Raw genomic sequence first — 16,896 nt, forward strand, 5'->3', positions numbered from 1 at the left:
GATTACAACGCAGGGCAGCCTCAGGCCCCCGATCCGGCCGGGTCAAACCACCTTCTCGGGCACCGAGGGCCCTAATCCAGGTTTTCGAGATCTTGGTCGTGGAGGCTGGTTCGGCAGCCATCGTTCGAGTGGCCCGTGCACGGCGCGAACCCCTTGGCGATCTAGCGTCCTCGCCCATGGACAACGTGTGGATCCAGCCGGGCGGCAGCGCCGACCCCGGTTACACCGACCAACAGCTCGAACACGCGAGAGCCCTCGCCGAGCAGGACCTCCAGGCGTCACGGACTCAACTCGCGGCCCGCTTCGGCCTCGGCTCCATCTGCACCGAAATCGTCGAGCAATCCGCCCTGAGCGGTATCAACGCCCTTGAGCCGCTGGCGAAGCAACTCGGCTACTCCGCACACACCCTCGACAAGTACCGCCGCGTGACTTCGGCGGCAGCCGACTCGCTTCGTGAGCGCCTCATCACATCGCCCATCGTCGTCCCGTGGAAGTGCGTGACCACGGCCTGCATCACCGACCTCGCCGAGCGCGCCCACCGCGTCGGGCTGCTGCTGGGCCGACTGGGCAGCGCGGAACGGGCAGGGTGGCCGACCGTGCTGGACGCCGCGGAGTACTGCCGGGCCCTGGGCCTGGCAGACGGATCAGCCGACACCCCAGAGCAGACCCCCAGCGCGATCGTCGCCCAGCTCGACCGCGACGACGTCCGCGAGGCCGTACTCGCCGAACTGACCAAGACCCCGACCGCGGCCCTGGCCGTACTCCAGGCCCCGGCCGTACGCGAGGTCCTCCAGGACCAGGACGTCGCCCGCTACATCCGCGAGCAGATGCGCCCGGCACCTGACCCGGACGAAGACCTGCTCAACAAGCTGATCGGCGCCGACACACGCGACCCGCGCGCCGACTGGACCATCCGCTACTTCGACCTCGCCCACAAATGCCGAGAGATCCTCCTCCTCGGCCCCGACGACTTCCTGGACATCGACGACCCCGATGTCTGGGAGTCCGTCGAGTCTTTCCGCGAATCCGTCACCTCCTGGGCCGACCGCGTCCTGCAAAAGCGCCCCCACAAGATCCGACTCGTCACCGGAAAGTAGGCAACCCATGCCCATCCGCACCAGGTCCGCCGGCCGCTACCCCAACGCCGTCCGCGACGTACTCGACCGCGAAGCCCTCCGCTCCATCCGTGAGGGTGGCACCGAGACAGAACAGCTCGCTCGGATGCAGGGAACCGTCCACACCAAGATCAAGGTGCTCTCCCCGGAGTACGGCCCGGTGTTCGACCGCGCGGTGAAAACCCTGTGCACCACCTCGTTCCACAAGGTCCGAAAGGAGCTGCTCCTCGCAGCCCTGGCTGGCCCGATTCCGACCGGCGCCCCGACTGAGCCCCCTGGCTGTGGGACCGTGACGCCGGGCCCTGGCTGCGGAGCCGACTCGCCGGTCCCTGCCGGCCCCACAGTGCCCGGGCCGCGGGCCGTCGGAACCGACGACGAGCAAGTCGTGGCGAAAGTCCTGATCGGCGAAGGCGGCGAGATCACCGAGAAGACCGCCCGCCAGCTCGTCATCGAGGACACCGACCGCATCTTCGAGGTTCTCCCCCCGCTCGCAGAGCGCTGCTACATCGAAGCCGACCGGCTTGACCATGTGGCGAAGGAAGCCTCTGAGGAGGCCAAAGCACAACGCAATCGCGGCGCTCGCATCCTTGCCCTGTTCAAGCGGTACGACCGGCTCGTCGTCGGCATCGACACCCTTCCCGGCGTCTTCACCCTCGCCGACTACGTTGCCGAAGTCGGCCCGGAGAACCTCGGCCTGGACGAGGACGACGTCGAACTCATCCGGTACGCGGGCGCCCTGTGACCGAGTCCGGGTGGCACAAAGAGATCAAGGGCTGGGGAGTGGGGACCGAGATCCGGATCGGGAACCGGCGGGCCGACTCCCACCTCCGCGGCGGCAAGCGGGCCGAAGCGCAGTCCAGGGGCCTATCCTCCGCAGAGGTCATGGCCCGGGAGGCGCACACGGACCTGTGGATCCTGAACTGCAGGGCAGCCCACCAAACCAACCGCCTCCCGGTGTGGGAAGACCCCGATCTCGGCGGCCTCTTCCGCTGGGACCACTCCTGGCAGGGCTTCGCCGTCGCCAAGCGGCCGGTCTACCTCAACCTGGAACTCAACATCCACACAGGCGAAGGCCGCTTCCTGGAGGTGACGGCCTGGACCTTCGACGGCTACCGCACAGTGGGTACTGGCCAGGTCCACACTGCCGCGGCCATGCGGTCATGGATGCGCTACGACATCCCTCTCGCCGCCGAAAAACCGGCGGTACGGTGACCCGGCCACCGCGCCTTCCTGACAAGCAGGACGAGCGCCGACCAGCCCAGACAGAGGCAGGTCCCGTCCACCGCACGGTGGCGGTCGAACTGGACGGCATCCTCAGACATGTCCCTGCCGACTATCACCGCACCGGCCCCCTTGCCGGGCGCATGCTGACAGCTCGGGTCTTCCACGCCGAGTCCCCGTTCGGCGATTGCCCGGTACCCGTGGCCATGCCGCTGCACCGGCCGACCGAGCGGACCGATCCACGGCTGATCGTCGTGGACGATCAGACTACGCGGTGGGTCATGGGCTTCAGGGTTCAGTACGGACAGCGCGCTTACCGCATCACGGATTTCTACCCGCTGTGAACTCAAGGCCGGGGCCCCTGCCGTCCACGACAGGGGCCCCGCGAAGGCTGTGCGGGCCGGACCGTAGGCGGCGGTCTGGTGGACACTACCGACCGGGATGGCAGGTGAACGATCACACGTAAGGCTCCGGACTGGTGGCTCTGAGGTTCCCCCGGCCAGCAGAGGGAACCTCAGATCGATGCTCGGTCATGGTTGAGCAGATCCTTCAGTGCATGGAAGGCGATGCCGCGACCTTGGAGCAGAGGATGCTGCCTCCGCCCACGGCAGGCCGGCCTGCGCGAGGCTGGTTGTTGCGGGCTGCAGGGTCAGAGGGCGGGGTCGTAGGTGATGCGGGCGTTGGGGCAGGATGCCGCGAACTGCAGGAGGGCTTCCCGCTCGGCCTGGTCGACGGCGAGGCCCCAGCGGTGCTTGGTGCCCACCCATTCGCCAAGGTAGCGGCAGTGCACGGCGGCCATGGGCATCCAGGTGGCGGGGTCCTGGTCGGACTTCTGCCGGTTGGAGCGGGCGGAGACGCCGACGAGGGTGACGTCGGAGCCGAGGTCGTTGGCGTAGCGCCGGCGGCGTTCGGTGGTCCACCCGTAGCCACCAGCTGTCGTGGACCTCGGCGAGCGGGATCAGGTGGTCGATGTCGACGCCGGACGAGCTCTGGACGAGGACGTCGTCGTAGTAGGAGTGCCACACCCCGCCGGTGAGCGCGCAGCCGGCACCGACGGTCGGGGCTTCGATGGCCTCGGCGATCAGGACATCGTTCCGGGCGGTGCAGCCGTTCTTGTCGTCATCCTTCCAATGTGGGTACAGCTCCCGCTTGTACCCTTCACGGATCTCATCGGCGATCGGCAGCGCGGTGATTCCGTCCATGAGCGTGACTTCGTCGGCCTGGGCGGGGGAGGCGGGGGCGAGCACGGCGAACGCGAGAGCGGTGGCCAACAGCCCCGCCGCAGATTCTTGATCATGAACCCGGTGATACCGGGTCACCCGGCGCCGGATCGAGCCGCGTTGGGCTGGCTCACCCTGCTGGGTGAGCCGGTTCACCGCAGAAATGAGCCTGCGCCGTCCGCCACATCAGGGTCGAGGTAGCCGCCCTCGCCAACGCCTTTGGCGACGTCCGCGTGGACGAGGACCTGTGCTTCGTCCTCGCCGGGCGTACGCCGCACCCGGCACGGACCGCTGGACAGAGATTCGGTGGGCCGCTTCGACTGCGGCCGTCTCGTGGCCCCGGATCTCGATCGTGATCACGCTCTCATCGCTCATGCCTACGGGAACCCGCAATGGGCAGGATCGGTTCCGTCCTGGCCCCAGTTCCACCCCATCAGGGCTGATCGGGTGGACCCCCGCGCTCTGCGGTTCCTTGCTCCGCGGGTGGTCTGCGTCGTGGTGGCGTTCGAGATTCCTGTGGGTGATGGCGAGGTTGGCGCGGGCGGTGATGGCGTCGGGGTGGTCGGTTCCGAGGAGGCGTTCGCGGTCGGCCAGGACGGATTCTTCGAGGGCGAGTGCTTCCTGGTGGCGTTCGAGGTTGCAGTAGGTGATGGCGAGGTTGATCCGTGACCAGCTGCGGCGGAGGATCCGTACGAACCTCGGGAGCTGCCCCAACCCGGTCACCCTGATCATCGACTCCCAGTCCGTGAAAGCCGCCGGGACCGTCTCGAAGGCCACTCGCGGCTACGACGCCGGGAAGAAGATCAACGGACGCAAGAGACACATCGCGGTCGATACCAAGGGCATGCCCGTCATGATCATGGTGACTCCGGCCGCCATGACTGACCGCGACGCCGCCCGCGAGATGATCTTCCGCCTCCGCCTCACCCACCCCGAGATCACCCAGGTCTGGGCCGACTCCGCCTACGCCGGCCAGTTCGTCGACTGGGCCCGCAGCTTCCTCGGCATCACCCTCCGGACCGTCTCCCGCCCCAAGGACGCGAAGGGCTTCGTCGTCCTGCCGCGGCGCTGGCGTATCGAACGCACTATCGGCTGGATCGTGAACGCCCGCCGCAATGTCCGCGACTACGAGCGCCAGCCCCAACACGGCGAAGCCCACATCAACTGGACACTCATCACCGTCATGACCAGGCGACTTACCCGCAAAGGCCCTCGCACCGACAGCTGGACCAGGAAGCCCGCAGCGCGCTCTACCGGGAGAGCAACTCAGTCTGCCGCCGGGACCGATGCCAGTTGACGTTCAGCCTTCTCAAGCCACGTCAGATACCAGCGGCTAAAGGTCATCGGCGCGCCGCTGTCGTCGAGGAGCGGCTTCAGGTCCTCGTCATCCGCCCTGTTGTCGGACCGGATGCGCCCACGCTCCGGGCCACTGATGATCAGCCACTCGCGGGCGGCGCAACCCGGCGTGGAGATCACGACCGCGCCGACAGTGCGGTCCGCCGACCACATCAAGGGTTCCCAGCGCTCTTCCCATGCCTCAATGGCGTCATCGAAGTCCTCGATCTCCTCGAAGTCCTCCTCTTCCGGGTGCTCGGACAGCAGCAGCTGGACAGCTTCAGGATCGGCACCTTCACGCGGAAACGGCTCGGCCAGTCGGGACAGGTCAGCCAGGTCGGCTCCATCTCCCTCCCACCGCCAGCGACCCTGAATGAGTCGTACGGGATACACCCCATATGAGGGCCCGGCACCTCCGGCGCCGACGTGGAGGAGGAAGTCGCGGTACTCCCCGGGCAGCGACACACCCGTCTGACCTTCGAGGTCGGCTAGCTCTGACGGGGTCAAAGGGTCCTCGAGGAAAAACTTGTGCCCTGTCGCGCCGAAGACGCGGTCCCCGGCTGGCGCGGCGATGAGGGCCTGCACCCGCTCCCGCACCCCCACCCATATCGAGTCATCCATGGGCCGAGCCTATGCGCGACCAGCGTGGCCGATGTGACTATGCGCTGTAGTCGGCCACTCCTGAGCACTTCGGCAACCATTCCAGCTCGGCAGGGGTCCTGCATACCAGGGGCCGTTCGAGGCCATCGCACGCGAGGATGGAGCATCGCCGTGGGGGTCCGCAGGGCAGCGAAAGGCGTGGGCGACTTCCTCATCGAGACAGTAGGAGAAGCCGTCGCCGAGGTGATCCTCAGCCTGCTCGCCTGCACCCTGCTCGGCTGCCTGGCTCTGATCGCCTACCTGAGCTGGTCTTTCAGCCCGCGCTTGACCATCGCAGGGGCTGGCCTGCTCAGCCTCTTCCTCGCCCACGGTGCCTGGCAGACCTTCGGCACACCCGCGAAGGGGCGCCGTCGGGGCCTCACCGCCTTGACCGCTGCCAGCTTCACCCTGGTCGGCCTGACTGCCCTCTTCCTCCTGCTCTACGCCACAGGCTGCAACTGCCTGTGAGGCCGTTCTGACCCCCACCCGCGCTCAACTGGCCGCGGAGTGGGCTACGAAGCGCGGCAGGCCAGCCTTCAAGAACACGCTCTCAGCTTGACGTTTTTGGTCCGCCGTCGAACGGGGCTCGAACTTGTTCGGGGTTTCCCCTGTTCACGGCGTGTCCACGGTGCCGGGGCCTGATCCTGCGAGAAGGGTCGGCGCGGCGCGTGGAGGCCGGATCGTGGAACAGGTCGAGCACGGGGTTCAACGAGACGCGCTCACGGCGGTGACGGGCTTCCGCACCGAGCTGTACGCCTCCCTGCTCTCCCGCCGTGATGCCTTGTTCGAGCTGTGCGACGCCCTGCTGTGCACAGACGGTCCGGTCCGCACCCTCGTGGACCTGGCTCTCGCGCCCGAGCACCGGCGCGGACACGGCGCCCTCTATGCCGGGCTGAACCAGGGCCGGATCGACGTCGCCCGGCTCCGGCGGGCCCTGGTCGGGGTTCCGTTGCCCCTGGCTGCTGACGGGCGCCTGGTGCTCGCGGCGGACGTGTCCCCGTGGCTGCGGCCGGACGCGGACACATGCTCGGACAGGTCGTTCTGCCACACCTTCGGCCGGGGCCTGGGCAAACGCCAGATGGTGCCAGGGTGGCCGTACTCGATCGTCGCCGCTCTGGAAACCGGGCGGACCTCCTGGACCGCGCTGCTGGACGCGATCCGGCTGGAGCCAGGCGCCGACCTCGCGGCCGTCACCGCCATCCAGGTCCGCGAGGTAGTCGAACGCCTCATCTCGGCCGGTCAGTGGCAGCAGGTGCAACCGGACGTCCTCGTCGTCCTGGACGCCGGCTACGACGCGCCTCGAATCGCGCACCTCTTGGCCGACATGCCGATCGAGGTCCTGGGCCGGCTCCGCTCGGACCGGGTGATGCGCAAGCCTGTCCCAGTGCCGTGGATCTGCCCGCCTCAGGGCGGGCGCCCGCCCAAGCACGGCGGTGAGTTCGTCTTCGGCCTCCCTGAGACCTGGGGCGAGGTGGCGGTGGTGACCGTGACCGACACCGAACGGTACGGGACGGCGACCGCGCAGGCCTGGGACCGGCTGCACCCCCGGCTGACCCGCCGGGCGGCATGGGGTGACGACGAAGGCGCCTTGCCGATCATCGAGGGCACCGTGATCCGGTTGACGGTGGCGAAGCTGCCCAGCGGCGGGGTGAACAAGCCCGTCTGGCTGTGGTGGTCGGGCACCGGCGCCCGTCCCGAGGACGTCGACCGATGCTGGCAGGCCTTACTGCGAAGGTTTGACGTGGAGCACACCTTCCGCTTGCTCAAGCAGACGCTCGGCTGGACCCGCCCCAGGCTCCGGGACTCCGCCGCGGCCGACCGCTGGACCTGGATCGTCCTGGCCGCGCACGCACAACTCCGTCTCGCCCGCCCGCTCGCGCGGGACCTCCGCCGGCCGTGGGAACGACCGGCGGAACCGAACAGGCTCACCCCCGCCCGCGTCCGCAGGGGGTTCAGGAACCTGCACGCGAAGACCGGCACGCCGGCACGTGCACCGAAACCGAGCCGGCCCGGCCCCGGCCGCCCGCCCGGCTCACAGAACAAGCGGCCCGCCACCCGCTACGACGTCGGACGCGTCCTCGCCACCGGCGAGTCCTACACCCGCCCTGCGCACCACAAGATCGGCACCAAACCCCGCAGAACCGGGCCACCGGCAAGCTGAGCTGCCACCCGCCTCATCGCCGCGTCCCCGACGGTGTTGGATTGCCGCATGGCGAGGCGCAAGAAGGAGAAGAAGCGGCCCGACTGGGGCGTTCCGAAGGGGATCGTGCTGTTGGCGACGCCGGAGGGCTGGCGCCACAGCGTCCTCACCATGGAAGGCGGCATGCTCTGCGGGCGTCTGGACGTGCCGGTCAACACCGAACCACACGACGCGCGAGCTGCGGCGGCTCGGATGGTGACGGAACTCGCCCGCGACTTCCACGACACCGACGTCGAGGTGAGCTGGGATCCTCCTCAGGAGCCCTGGTCATGGACCGCTCAGGTCACCGTAACCGCTGGCACCGAACCTGCCCCGCCGGGCACCGAAGGTTAAATCGCAAGCTGAGTGCCTGATCCATATCCCCGTTTTCGAGGGGCCTGAGGCTCTAGCCTGTAGTGGTGTCCGAGGGCTCCGGGCGGCCCGGAGAGCGGGTGTGCGGGGGCTGCGGGGACCGGCTGAGGCTGGCTGCGCGGCCGAACGCGCTGTTCTGCTCGACGGCATGTCGTGCCAGGTCGTGGCGGCGGGATCGTCGGTTGCGGCGCCGGGTCGCAGCGGAGTTGAACGGGGCGGGCCGAGAGCTGCCGCGTCGCCGCGAAGCTGCTCATCGACATGGCTGGCGCGCACGGGCCGCCCATTACCGCGTAGTCCGATGCGCCCCTTGGCCCAGTCCTGGCCTGGACCCGACCGCGTCCGACTAGGTCCTGTCTCCTTGACTTCACGTTGATCGGGCCACATGCGAGGGTGGCGGCCATGCCGCAGCTTGGTCACCGCCTCCAGTCCTTCCGATTAGTGTTCGGGCTCGCCCCGACGAGCTTCGCGGCATGCCTGGAAACAGGTGGTTCGGCCCTGGAGCACGCCCTGGCGGATGAGGCGAGGCTTTGTGGCATCCCTCGGCGTCGGGTGACGGTCTATCGGCATCTGTTTGTCGCGAGGAGGTCCGGGAGGTGCTCGGACTGCCGGGTGAGGGCAGTCGACGCCTCGTCCGGGTCCTGAGTCAGGACTTCCCTGGCGAGTGGGCGTGCTCAGTCTTCCGAAGGCGCGTCCAGATCAAGATGGCTGCGAGGTGGAGTGCGCCCTCGTAGGCGATGGCGAGTTTGTCCGTTCGCATGGCCAGGCCGCGCCACTGCTTGAGACGGTTGATGCACCGCTCGACGGTGTTGCGCTGCTTGTATGCCTCCGCGTCGAAGCTGGGTGGACGCCCACCGGCCCGACCTCGTCGAAAACGGTGTCCGATCTGGTCAGAAGGCTGCGGGATGACGGCCTGGATCCCTCGGCGGTGAAGGTGTCGGCGGATTGCGCGCGATGAGTAGGCTCGGTCCGCAAGGACGACCTCGGGTCGGGTTCGCGGCCTGCCCAGGCCGGTTCGCGGCACTCGAATGCGAGCCATGACCGCCTCGAAAGCAGGCGCGTCGCCAGCCTGGCCAGCGGTGACATGGACGGCGAAGGGCCGTGCCTGGCCGTCACTGGCGAGGTGAACTTTCGTGCTCAGGCCGCCTCGGGAGCGTCCGAGTGCGTGATCGGCAGGTTCAGCCCTGTCCACCTCCTTTCCTGGCTCCGGCCGCGTGCTGGTGGGCCCGGCAGACAGTGGAATCCACGGAAACCGCCCACTCCACTTCGTCAGCCGCGTCCGCCTGGGCGAGCACAGCAGCAAAGATCCGTTGCCAGGTGCCGTCGACAGCCCACCTGATCAGGCGCTTGTGAGCGGTCTGGAACGCACCAAGTTCGTGGGGCAGATCCCGCCAGGGCGAGCACGTGCGGTACTTCCACGCGATGGCCTCCAGGGTTCGGCGGTGGTCGGCCCACCGACGGCCACGGACCGGATCGGCCGGCATCAGCGGCTCGATCCGGTCCCACATCGCATCAGTGATCACTAATCGGATGGACACATCCGATCAACTGATCAGCCCATCAAAGAGACACACTCTAGCCCGCCTCACCGGCGACGAGTCCTGGCGGGTGGGGGCTCCCAGCGAGTTCGCCCACCGCACGGTCCTGTCCACCCACCAGGCACTCACCACCCCCTCGACACACCTCTGGTGGCCACCCCTTGGTCTCGGCGGCCGCCGCGCGTTCCCGCTCGACCACCATCCCGGCCGCCGCCCCCGGCACGGCGGGCACCGCCCCGGATGGGCCGGCCGTGCCCACGCACCACCAGCAGGCCGCGCCCGCACGGAAGCCGGGCCGAGGCAGGTAGCCGTTCCCCGATCCGGGAATGGTGCCGCCGTCCGTGTCCATTTCGCGCAGGGTCATCCCGGGGGCGGTCGCGTTGAGGTGGGCTCAATGCAGTTGGCTTAGAGACCGAGCTGCTGAGCCCTGGGAGCTACTCCCTCTCCTCCCGGCCGGACTCCCGGCTCCAGCAGAGTTCGTGCACTGCCTCCGCCGCTTCTCTGCGTACCTCGGGGTGGGGATGCTGTAGGAACCGCTCAACGATCGGTAGCGCCGCCCGGTCGTGAGTCGAGCCGAGGATGGACAGAACGTAGCCTAGGAGCAAGGGTTCGAAGCCATCCGCGTCGACAGCGAGCGGCTCCACCACCCGGTAGGGAAGCTCATAGTGCGTGGAGGCCGTGCAGACGGCGTGCAGCGCGGATTCCCGTACTGGGGAGCTCCCATCGGAGAGCGCGGCCATGACGAGGCGCTCGACAGCCCGCTCGGCGTCGCCTTGCGTCAGACGGCCCGTCTCCAGGACGTCGCTGACGACGTCGAGGCAGAGGTCCCGGCGGTCCGCGTCGGGGCCATTGAGCTCCCTCCAGGCCGATTCAATCACCGCTGTGAGGCCCTGGTATCCGTCCATGGCCAGAGCATACGAAGACGGGTGCCGCCGGGCCTCAGGGATAAGGGACTGGTCAGGGCGGGTACGGGGCTTGCGTTCCTTTGAGGACCGGTCGTCTGGCCTGGCGGGAGGTATTTCGGTTCGCGGACGGGTTGTGGGCCCAGCGGCCGGGCTGCACGGTGTTGCGTCCGGCGCGGGTCCTGAGCACGGGCCAGCGGGTCGCTACTCTGCGAGGATGGATCATCCCGCCAGGCAGTACTACAACCCGGAGATCACGGCGACCGAGGAGCGTGACCTGCTGCGGCGGAACTATCTGCTGATTCAAACGCTTCAGGCCTCGCTGGGGCTCATCGGACCGGATGTTCTCGCCATCGCCGTCGAGCCTCGGCCGGAAGAGGTCGTCCTCCACTTCGCTGTCGCCGAGCTCACTGCTGAGGTGGAGGAAGATGTCGAAGACATCGTCTTCGAGCTCACGGTGTTCCTCGCCGGTGGTCCCGAGCAGCGCTCGGAGATCACCACGGAACTGCACGTCGGCGACCCGCATGCGACCTGGCACAGCCGCCGCTACGCGATGCTCTACCGCACCAAGATCAAGACCGAGGCGGAGTAACCGAACTCCACAGGCAATCGGCACCCCGCCGTCTCGGCGTTCACCCCCCGCCGGGTTTACCCCCGGGCTGGAGGTCCTTCGTCGCACCTTCGCACGTCAGATGGACGCGTTCAGGATGTGGCGGGTGATGGCGGCGGCTTCGTCCGGGTGGTGGTCTAGCCAGTCGGTGAGGTGTTCGTGGACGGCTTCCTGGACGTAGGTATCTGCCTCGGGATTGCTGAGCTTCGTCCGGGTGGCGCCTTCGAAGACGGGACGGGCGAGCTTCACGGAGACGACCGCGGTCAGGCCCTCGTGGATGGCTTCGGCCGTGATGTCCTTGTCGTTCGCGCGCAGATGCCGTTGACGGCGCGCGTATTCGTTGATGAGGTCCGTGAGTGCGGTGCGGAAGCCCTGTTCGTGTGCGCCGCCCTCATGGGTGCGTGTGCTGTTCGCGAAGGAGCGGAACTCTCCCGGCGACCAGGTGTTCCACTGCATGGCGACCTGCACGGAGATCGTTTCGTCCTGGTTCTCCGACTCGATGGCGATGGCGGGGGAGTGGACGAGGCTCGGGGGGTAGGGGTTGAGGTGGGCGACGTAGGCCCGTAGGCCGTCCGTGTGGTGGTAGCGGGCCGGTCGCTCCGGCCGTTCGTCGGTGAGTGAGATGGCCAGGCCGTCGTTGAGGAAGGCCAGTTCCTGGAGGCGCTGCGACAGCGTGGCGAACGAGTAGTGGGTGGTCTCGAAGATGACTGCGTCGGGCATGAACGTAATCGCGGTCCCGTGATTGCCCGTCTCCTCGTGCCTCGTCAGGGGAGTGAGCGGGGTGCCCTTCTCGTACGCCTGGGTCCAACGGTGGCCGTCTCGGTGGACTTCGACCGTGAGACGGCTCGACAGTGCGTTGACCACGCACAGGCCCAGGCCGCTGATGCCGCCGGAGACCCCGTAGCCGCTGTGGGGCTTGGTGCCGAAGGACAGCTCCGTCAGCTCGCGTTCGAGGGCCGACATGCCGGTGGACTCCTCCACCTGGACGGGCAGGCCCCGCCCGTTGTCCGCGACGCGAATGGCGCCGTCCGGGGTGATCGTGACGTCGATGGTGTCCGCGTGGCCGGCAAGATGCTCGTCGACGGCGTACGTGACGACCTCGAACACCATCTGGTGCAGACCGCGCTCGCTGGTCGAGCCGATGTACATGCCGGGGCGCCTGCGTATCGCCTCGAGGCCCTTGAGCACCTGGATGTGACTGGCGTTGTACTCATTCACGTTCGCGGGCTGACTGGGGTTGCCGGACTCGGTCATGAAACACCCTCCCTGGGCCGTCCTGAGCATGTGTGTGCGCGGATGTCGCCGAAGCAGCCGAAGCTGCTTCCACGCCGTCGCCGGTGCATGCCCATCCTAGGTATCTGAGGGTAAATTCGCAGGTCAGGTGCTATGCGCTGAGGTCTCAGGTAGCCGCGTCCACGACTTTGACGCAGCCGTCGCTCGGGGGGGACCGCTGCTGGGAGTGGAGCAGCGCGAAGGCCCCGCCGGAGGCGCGCGGAGGGCGTTCTCGGCTGGGCCTGAGGTGCCTTTTCCCACGGATTTCCGGCAGGATGCGACACGCTACTGCGCCCAGTGGGTGCGGAGCTCGGCGAGGACAGCAGGTCGGTCGGTTGTGAGCTTGTCGCGCTGGTTTTTGGCGTTGGAGATCCATACGCCGAGCTTTATGGTCGCTGGCTCGGCCTTGCTGGCGACTGTGATCTCCTCGCTGTGGGCCCTGGGCACCGGCCGGTGGGCGCCTTCCCGCTGCGCCCGCTGCGCCCACTGCGTGAGGGTGTCAGGCCGCGGTGGAATGCCTGGTCGCCGACCTTGCTGGGCCTCTTCGCCGTGCGCGGCGCTGCGGGCTACGGGGCTGGGTGCCTTGGTCTGCTGAGTGCGGTGTCGGGTGTGCGGGCGGGGCTGCATTCGACGATCTCGCGTGCGGCCCGCAGCCTACTGGGGTGATCGCCGATGAGTCTGGTGGTGATCAGGATGGCGCGGATGATGGGGACGCCTTGGTCCTTCAGGTGCTGCTGGACGGTGTCCATGCCGGTCCCTGCGGTGAGAAGGTCTCGGCATTGATCGATGTGGTCGGCGATCTGCTGCGCCTGATCGGGGGACAGTCCGCTGACCGATGCAAGGAGTTCTTCTGCGGTGGGCGTGGGCATGTTGGGATCCTCTCAAAGGGGTCGCTGCCATCCCAATCCAGTTTGGCGGCTACTTGGCCCAGTTCACGCCGAGCTCGGCGAGGGCGGCGAGCTGATCGGCGGTGAGCTTGTCGCGTCGGGTTTTGGTGTTGGAGACCCACACGCCGAGCTTCACGATCACAGGCTCCGTCTCGCCGTCGACCGTGATCTCCTCGCCGTGGGTCCTGGGGACAGGTCGGTGGGCGCCTTCCCGCTCGACCCACTGCGTGAGGGCTGCCAGGCCGCGCTGGAACGCCTGCTGCGCCTTGCTCGGCCACTTCTCCCCGCGGCTGGCTGCAGGGGCGGGGGAGGGCGCCTGGTCGGGCTGTACGCCGAGCGTGGTCAGCCGCTCCTGCTGCTCGGGCATGAGCCGCGCCCAGGTGGCCGGCTGCTTATGCTGCTGGAGCCATTTGCCGACGTCGTCGCTGTCGAAGGTGACGCCCGGGGCAATGCCGGGCAGCTGTCCGTCGGCGTCGACGAGGTCGGCGAGCACGCGGTAGTGGCGCTGCCAGTCCAGGGGCCAGGGGCAGTCCCAGTCCTTGTCGATCGCGGTCAGCTGCGGAGCGCGGGCCATTGCGGTGTCCTCGTTCTTGCCAAGGCCGTTCTTGGCGCCCTTGCGGCGGAGGTTGGCCATGTGCTGCCCGACGGGCATCATCTCGTCGTCCTCGCCCCACATCGCGTCCTGTCGGGGCGCGAGGTGCCCGGTGGCCCGCCGGTATGACCGGAGCGCGGCGAGCTTGGCCTCCCACGCCTCCTCGCCCGGCTCCCACACCATCCCGGCCTCCGGCGCGTCCAGGAGGACTTTGCGTCGGTCCTCCAACTCCCCGGCCCGCAGGGCCTTGCGCTGCTGGTGCACCCACCGCCCGAGGGGGAAGTCCTTGGTTGCGATCTCTCCGTTTGGTGACAGTGGTGTGAGAGACAGTGGGCTCTGGTGTGTTGATGCTGGTCGGGGGCTGTTTCGGGGTGTGTGGTCACTGTCTTGGATGTGAGAGATCGGGGTCTATCCACTGTCGTTGAGTGAGAGACGCCCAGTTCGCGTACTGACGTGAAAGCGAGAGATCGCAGATCAGCGACGCGTTGAAGGTGGAGCGGGTCCGCAAGCTCGGCAAGATCCCCTCGCTGGAGTGGTGCCAGACCTTCCTCCAGGTGTGCGGGATCCGGGGCACCGACGACTGGGTGTATGCCTGGCGGCGCCTGAAGGTGCTGGAGCGCCCGCAGGCGGGGAAGTGGCTGAAGGGCTGACCTGACGCCGGCCCGGCCGCCGGGGGTGAAGTCCTTCGGTGGCCGGGCCGGTGGCTTGTGCGTTTGACATGCGTTTCGCGGAGGAGTGGCGGGCTGCGTCCGACCCTTGCCGCCAGCGGTGGTGGCAGGACCGGCGCTGCTCCCTCGCCCGATCCATTGCCGTGGCATGGTCGCGGCGCGGTCTCGTGTTCTGGCCGTCCCACCCACCGCAGTGGGTGGGGAGCCCCCGTTGCGCCGGTAGCTCTGACGCGGCGTCCAGCCCGCGCTGGAACGCCTGCTGCGCTTTGCTTGGCCCGTTCGCTCTGCGGCTGTCTGTGGGGGTGGGAGAGGGCGCCTGGTGGGGTAGTACGCCGAGCTTGGTCAGCCGTTCCCGGACAGCACGCCGACCGCACCCGGTCCGGCGGGACGTGGCGGCTGGTCTGTAGTGATGGCCACTACCGTGTGGTGATCAAGTCTGTATGCTCCCGTTGGAGAGCGCGCCACAGGGTGAGTTGCGAAGGGCCAGCCGCACTGCTTGGGCAGAGCGGCTGGCTGCTGCTCGTGGCATGGGCGCCGATAAGTAATCTTCTCGGGGGAGACAACGCATGGCTGGAAAAATTGGAAAATTCGTGGCGGCCGCGGCGGCCGCGGCGGCGTTGGTGACGCTTGCGGGGAGCCCGGCAAGTGCCGACACCGTGGCGTACAACCAGCGTAGTGTCTGGTTGAACGGCCATCCGAGCGTCAACGACGACCAGGCGTGTGTCCGTCGGACCATATGGCTGAAAAGCACCGACTACACGTGGAAGATGTCCTTCGACGGGGGCTACCAGACCCGCGGGATATACCTGAAGGCGGGAACCTACTACTGGGCCGACTGCATCGTCTCCTTCGACGGCCGCTACCACCAGTATTCCCGTCTGTCCAAGGACGACGGTTCAGAGCCGGCGTACATCAGCACCGACAGGACCCTCATCCCGAAGGGCACGTACACCTTCGGCTCGTCGCTCATCCCGTTCGACCAGTAGGCCTGGACCCGTTTACACAGGCCCGTTCGGGTGGAGCGCAGCGAAGCCCGAACATTCCCAAGCGCAGCGCAGGACTCCGGCCCGAGGTGCCGGTTTCGCCCCGGCGAAACCGGCACCGCTGAGCGCAGTGAAGCGGTTCTCTCCTGAGACTCAAGCTACTCGCTGGCTGTGGTCGGTGATGTGCGGTCAGGGCGTGGCCGTGTCCGGTCGTGTGCTGAGTTGGCGGCGGCCGGTATAGGGCGCTACCGCGGCTCCTCGGCGGCTGCTTGTAGGGCCTCGGCCCGCTCGTGGGACGACGTAATTACGGATCTCGATTCCGATCATGCCCGTCCACCGCCACCCGGTTTTCGTGGCGCCGATCACGGCGGCTGGGACGGCTGTGGCCCTGGTGGTCGCCTGCCTCGGCCTCATCGCGCGGCCCGGCCCCGCCCACGGCCGACGCTGCGGCGACCGCAAGGTGGCCAAGGGCTTGCCCGCCTTGCGGCTGCCGGGTGGGCAAGCCTTAGGTCTGCCTGGGCAAGCCTCTCGCGCGCGGGCTTGCCCAACCCGGCGTCAGGGGGCGGTTGCCGCCCAGTCGATGCCGAGGGCGGCGAGCGCGGCGAGCTGGTCCGCTTGCAGCCGGTCCCGGCGCTGTTTCTGGTTGACGATCCAGACCCCGGTCCGGTGCTCGGTCCCGTCGGGGAGTTCCTTGACGTGACCACGGCCCGGCAGGCCCTCGCCCTCGCGCTCCCGGTACTGGGCGAGGGCCTGGATGCCCGTCTGGAAGGCGAGCGCGCCGCGCCCGGACGGGACGGCCCCGGCCGTCTTCGCGGGTGCCTGACGGGGCCGTGGCGCCTTTTTCACGCCCTGCGTGGCGAGTCGGGCCCGCTGTCCCTCGTTCAGCTTGTCGAAGTCGCGGCGTTGGGTGCCGAGCCAGCGTCCGACGTCCTCGCCGTGCCGGGTCACCCCCGGCACGATCGCCGTGAGGCGGGCGCCCTCGGCGAGGAGTTGGGCGAGGTAGGCGTGGTGGCGTTGCCAGTCGACCGTCCAGTCGGGGTTCCAGTCCTTGTCGATCGCGGCCAGCGCTTCGGCTCGTCGTTCGGCCCGTACGGGGTCGTTGCCGAGTCCGCCGGGCCGGCGGACGTTGGTGAGCCACTGCCCCACCGCCACGTCCAAGGCGGTCGCGTGCCTCGGTGCGGCGAGCGTCCCGTGGAGTTCGTAGTAGGCCCGCGCCGCTCCCAGGTTCCGCTCGAAGCCGGCGTCGGCGGTGTCCCACACGATCCCCAGCTCCTCCAGCTCGGCCGCCCGTTCCCCGGACATCTGTCCGGCCCGGAACGCGCGCCGCTGGTCGGACAGCCAGCGTCCGAGGGGGTAGGCGCCCTCG

The 16,896-nt window shown here is 68.4% G+C and carries 17 protein-coding genes and 4 pseudogenes; 12 read left to right on the plus strand and 9 right to left on the minus strand.

The window, feature by feature from the left end:
- Positions 1-176: 176 nt before the first annotated feature.
- From ACFY0I_RS31995 to ACFY0I_RS32010, 4 genes are all read left to right on the plus strand, one after another.
- The gene (locus ACFY0I_RS31995) at positions 177-1,097 is read left to right on the plus strand and encodes a hypothetical protein (protein ID WP_388902280.1); all 921 of its coding nucleotides are present in this window, start codon (positions 177-179) and stop codon (positions 1,095-1,097) included.
- A gap of 7 nt (positions 1,098-1,104) precedes the next feature.
- Entirely contained in the window at positions 1,105-1,857 is a 753-nt protein-coding gene (locus tag ACFY0I_RS32000) for a hypothetical protein (RefSeq protein ID WP_388902281.1), read from the plus strand.
- A complete protein-coding gene (locus ACFY0I_RS32005) occupies positions 1,854-2,327 on the plus strand; it encodes a hypothetical protein (RefSeq protein WP_388902283.1) in 474 nt (157 codons plus the stop codon). Before ACFY0I_RS32000 ends, ACFY0I_RS32005 begins: the two co-directional genes overlap by 4 nt.
- Positions 2,328-2,404: 77 nt before the next feature.
- A complete protein-coding gene (locus ACFY0I_RS32010) occupies positions 2,405-2,680 on the plus strand; it encodes a hypothetical protein (protein WP_388902285.1) in 276 nt (91 codons plus the stop codon).
- Positions 2,681-2,985: 305 nt separating this feature from the next.
- Here ACFY0I_RS32010 and ACFY0I_RS32015 read toward each other — a convergent pair.
- Positions 2,986-3,198, minus strand: a pseudogene (locus ACFY0I_RS32015) (HNH endonuclease); the annotation flags it as partial.
- Positions 3,199-3,274: 76 nt separating this feature from the next.
- On the opposite strand from ACFY0I_RS32015, the gene ACFY0I_RS32020 reads away from it, so the two are divergent.
- Entirely contained in the window at positions 3,275-3,757 is a 483-nt protein-coding gene (locus ACFY0I_RS32020) for a hypothetical protein (protein WP_388902325.1), read from the plus strand.
- Here the strand turns inward: ACFY0I_RS32020 and ACFY0I_RS32025 are convergent.
- Complete coding sequence (locus ACFY0I_RS32025) at positions 3,743-4,288, minus strand: tetratricopeptide repeat protein (RefSeq protein ID WP_388902287.1); 546 nt, start codon at positions 4,286-4,288, stop codon at positions 3,743-3,745. The genes ACFY0I_RS32020 and ACFY0I_RS32025 overlap by 15 nt on opposite strands.
- Here ACFY0I_RS32025 and ACFY0I_RS32030 point away from each other — a divergent pair.
- Positions 4,218-4,841, plus strand: a pseudogene (locus ACFY0I_RS32030) (transposase); the annotation flags it as partial. The gene ACFY0I_RS32025 and the pseudogene ACFY0I_RS32030 overlap by 71 nt on opposite strands.
- Here ACFY0I_RS32030 and ACFY0I_RS32035 read toward each other — a convergent pair.
- Entirely contained in the window at positions 4,823-5,512 is a 690-nt protein-coding gene (locus tag ACFY0I_RS32035) for an SMI1/KNR4 family protein (protein ID WP_388902289.1), read from the minus strand. The pseudogene ACFY0I_RS32030 and the gene ACFY0I_RS32035 overlap by 19 nt on opposite strands.
- A gap of 177 nt (positions 5,513-5,689) precedes the next feature.
- On the opposite strand from ACFY0I_RS32035, the gene ACFY0I_RS32040 reads away from it, so the two are divergent.
- The 3 genes from ACFY0I_RS32040 to ACFY0I_RS32050 all read left to right on the plus strand — a co-directional run bounded on the left by ACFY0I_RS32040 (position 5,690) and on the right by ACFY0I_RS32050 (position 8,063).
- Positions 5,690-5,998, plus strand: a complete 309-nt coding sequence (locus ACFY0I_RS32040; protein WP_388902291.1) for a lysine transporter LysE — start codon at positions 5,690-5,692, stop codon at positions 5,996-5,998.
- 214 nt (positions 5,999-6,212) lie between these two features.
- A complete protein-coding gene (locus ACFY0I_RS32045; RefSeq protein WP_388902293.1) occupies positions 6,213-7,691 on the plus strand; it encodes an NF041680 family putative transposase in 1,479 nt (492 codons plus the stop codon).
- Between the two features lie 48 nt (positions 7,692-7,739).
- Entirely contained in the window at positions 7,740-8,063 is a 324-nt protein-coding gene (locus tag ACFY0I_RS32050) for a hypothetical protein (RefSeq protein ID WP_388902294.1), read from the plus strand.
- Positions 8,064-8,724: 661 nt separating this feature from the next.
- Here ACFY0I_RS32050 and ACFY0I_RS32055 read toward each other — a convergent pair.
- Both ACFY0I_RS32055 and ACFY0I_RS32060 read right to left on the minus strand, forming a co-directional pair.
- Positions 8,725-9,586, minus strand: a pseudogene (locus ACFY0I_RS32055) (IS5 family transposase).
- 464 nt (positions 9,587-10,050) lie between these two features.
- Entirely contained in the window at positions 10,051-10,521 is a 471-nt protein-coding gene (locus ACFY0I_RS32060; RefSeq protein ID WP_388902296.1) for a HEAT repeat domain-containing protein, read from the minus strand.
- A 214-nt stretch (positions 10,522-10,735) separates the two neighbouring features.
- Here ACFY0I_RS32060 and ACFY0I_RS32065 point away from each other — a divergent pair, with 214 nt between their 5' ends.
- Positions 10,736-11,110 (plus strand): hypothetical protein, encoded by a 375-nt coding sequence (locus ACFY0I_RS32065; protein ID WP_388902297.1) that lies wholly within the window; start codon positions 10,736-10,738, stop codon positions 11,108-11,110.
- Positions 11,111-11,206: 96 nt separating this feature from the next.
- On the opposite strand, the gene ACFY0I_RS32070 is transcribed toward ACFY0I_RS32065, so the two are convergent.
- The 3 genes and pseudogenes from ACFY0I_RS32070 to ACFY0I_RS32080 all read right to left on the minus strand — a co-directional run.
- On the minus strand, positions 11,207-12,382 hold the full coding sequence (locus tag ACFY0I_RS32070; RefSeq protein WP_388902299.1) for an ATP-binding protein: 1,176 nt from the start codon (positions 12,380-12,382) through the stop codon (positions 11,207-11,209).
- 584 nt (positions 12,383-12,966) lie between these two features.
- A complete protein-coding gene (locus tag ACFY0I_RS32075) occupies positions 12,967-13,269 on the minus strand; it encodes a hypothetical protein (RefSeq protein ID WP_388902301.1) in 303 nt (100 codons plus the stop codon).
- Between the two features lie 49 nt (positions 13,270-13,318).
- A pseudogene (locus ACFY0I_RS32080) lies at positions 13,319-14,170 on the minus strand (helicase associated domain-containing protein); the annotation flags it as partial.
- Positions 14,171-14,364: 194 nt separating this feature from the next.
- Here ACFY0I_RS32080 and ACFY0I_RS32085 point away from each other — a divergent pair.
- Both ACFY0I_RS32085 and ACFY0I_RS32090 read left to right on the plus strand, forming a co-directional pair.
- Positions 14,365-14,529 (plus strand): hypothetical protein, encoded by a 165-nt coding sequence (locus ACFY0I_RS32085; protein ID WP_388902303.1) that lies wholly within the window; start codon positions 14,365-14,367, stop codon positions 14,527-14,529.
- A 584-nt stretch (positions 14,530-15,113) separates the two neighbouring features.
- Positions 15,114-15,533 (plus strand): hypothetical protein, encoded by a 420-nt coding sequence (locus ACFY0I_RS32090; RefSeq protein ID WP_388902304.1) that lies wholly within the window; start codon positions 15,114-15,116, stop codon positions 15,531-15,533.
- 552 nt (positions 15,534-16,085) lie between these two features.
- Here ACFY0I_RS32090 and ACFY0I_RS32095 read toward each other — a convergent pair.
- The coding region (locus ACFY0I_RS32095; RefSeq protein ID WP_388902306.1) for a helicase associated domain-containing protein at positions 16,086-16,896 on the minus strand (811 nt) is incomplete at its 5' end.

It is taken from the genome of Streptomyces sp. NPDC001568, from assembly GCF_042893755.1.
Lineage (GTDB): Bacteria > Actinomycetota > Actinomycetes > Streptomycetales > Streptomycetaceae > Streptomyces.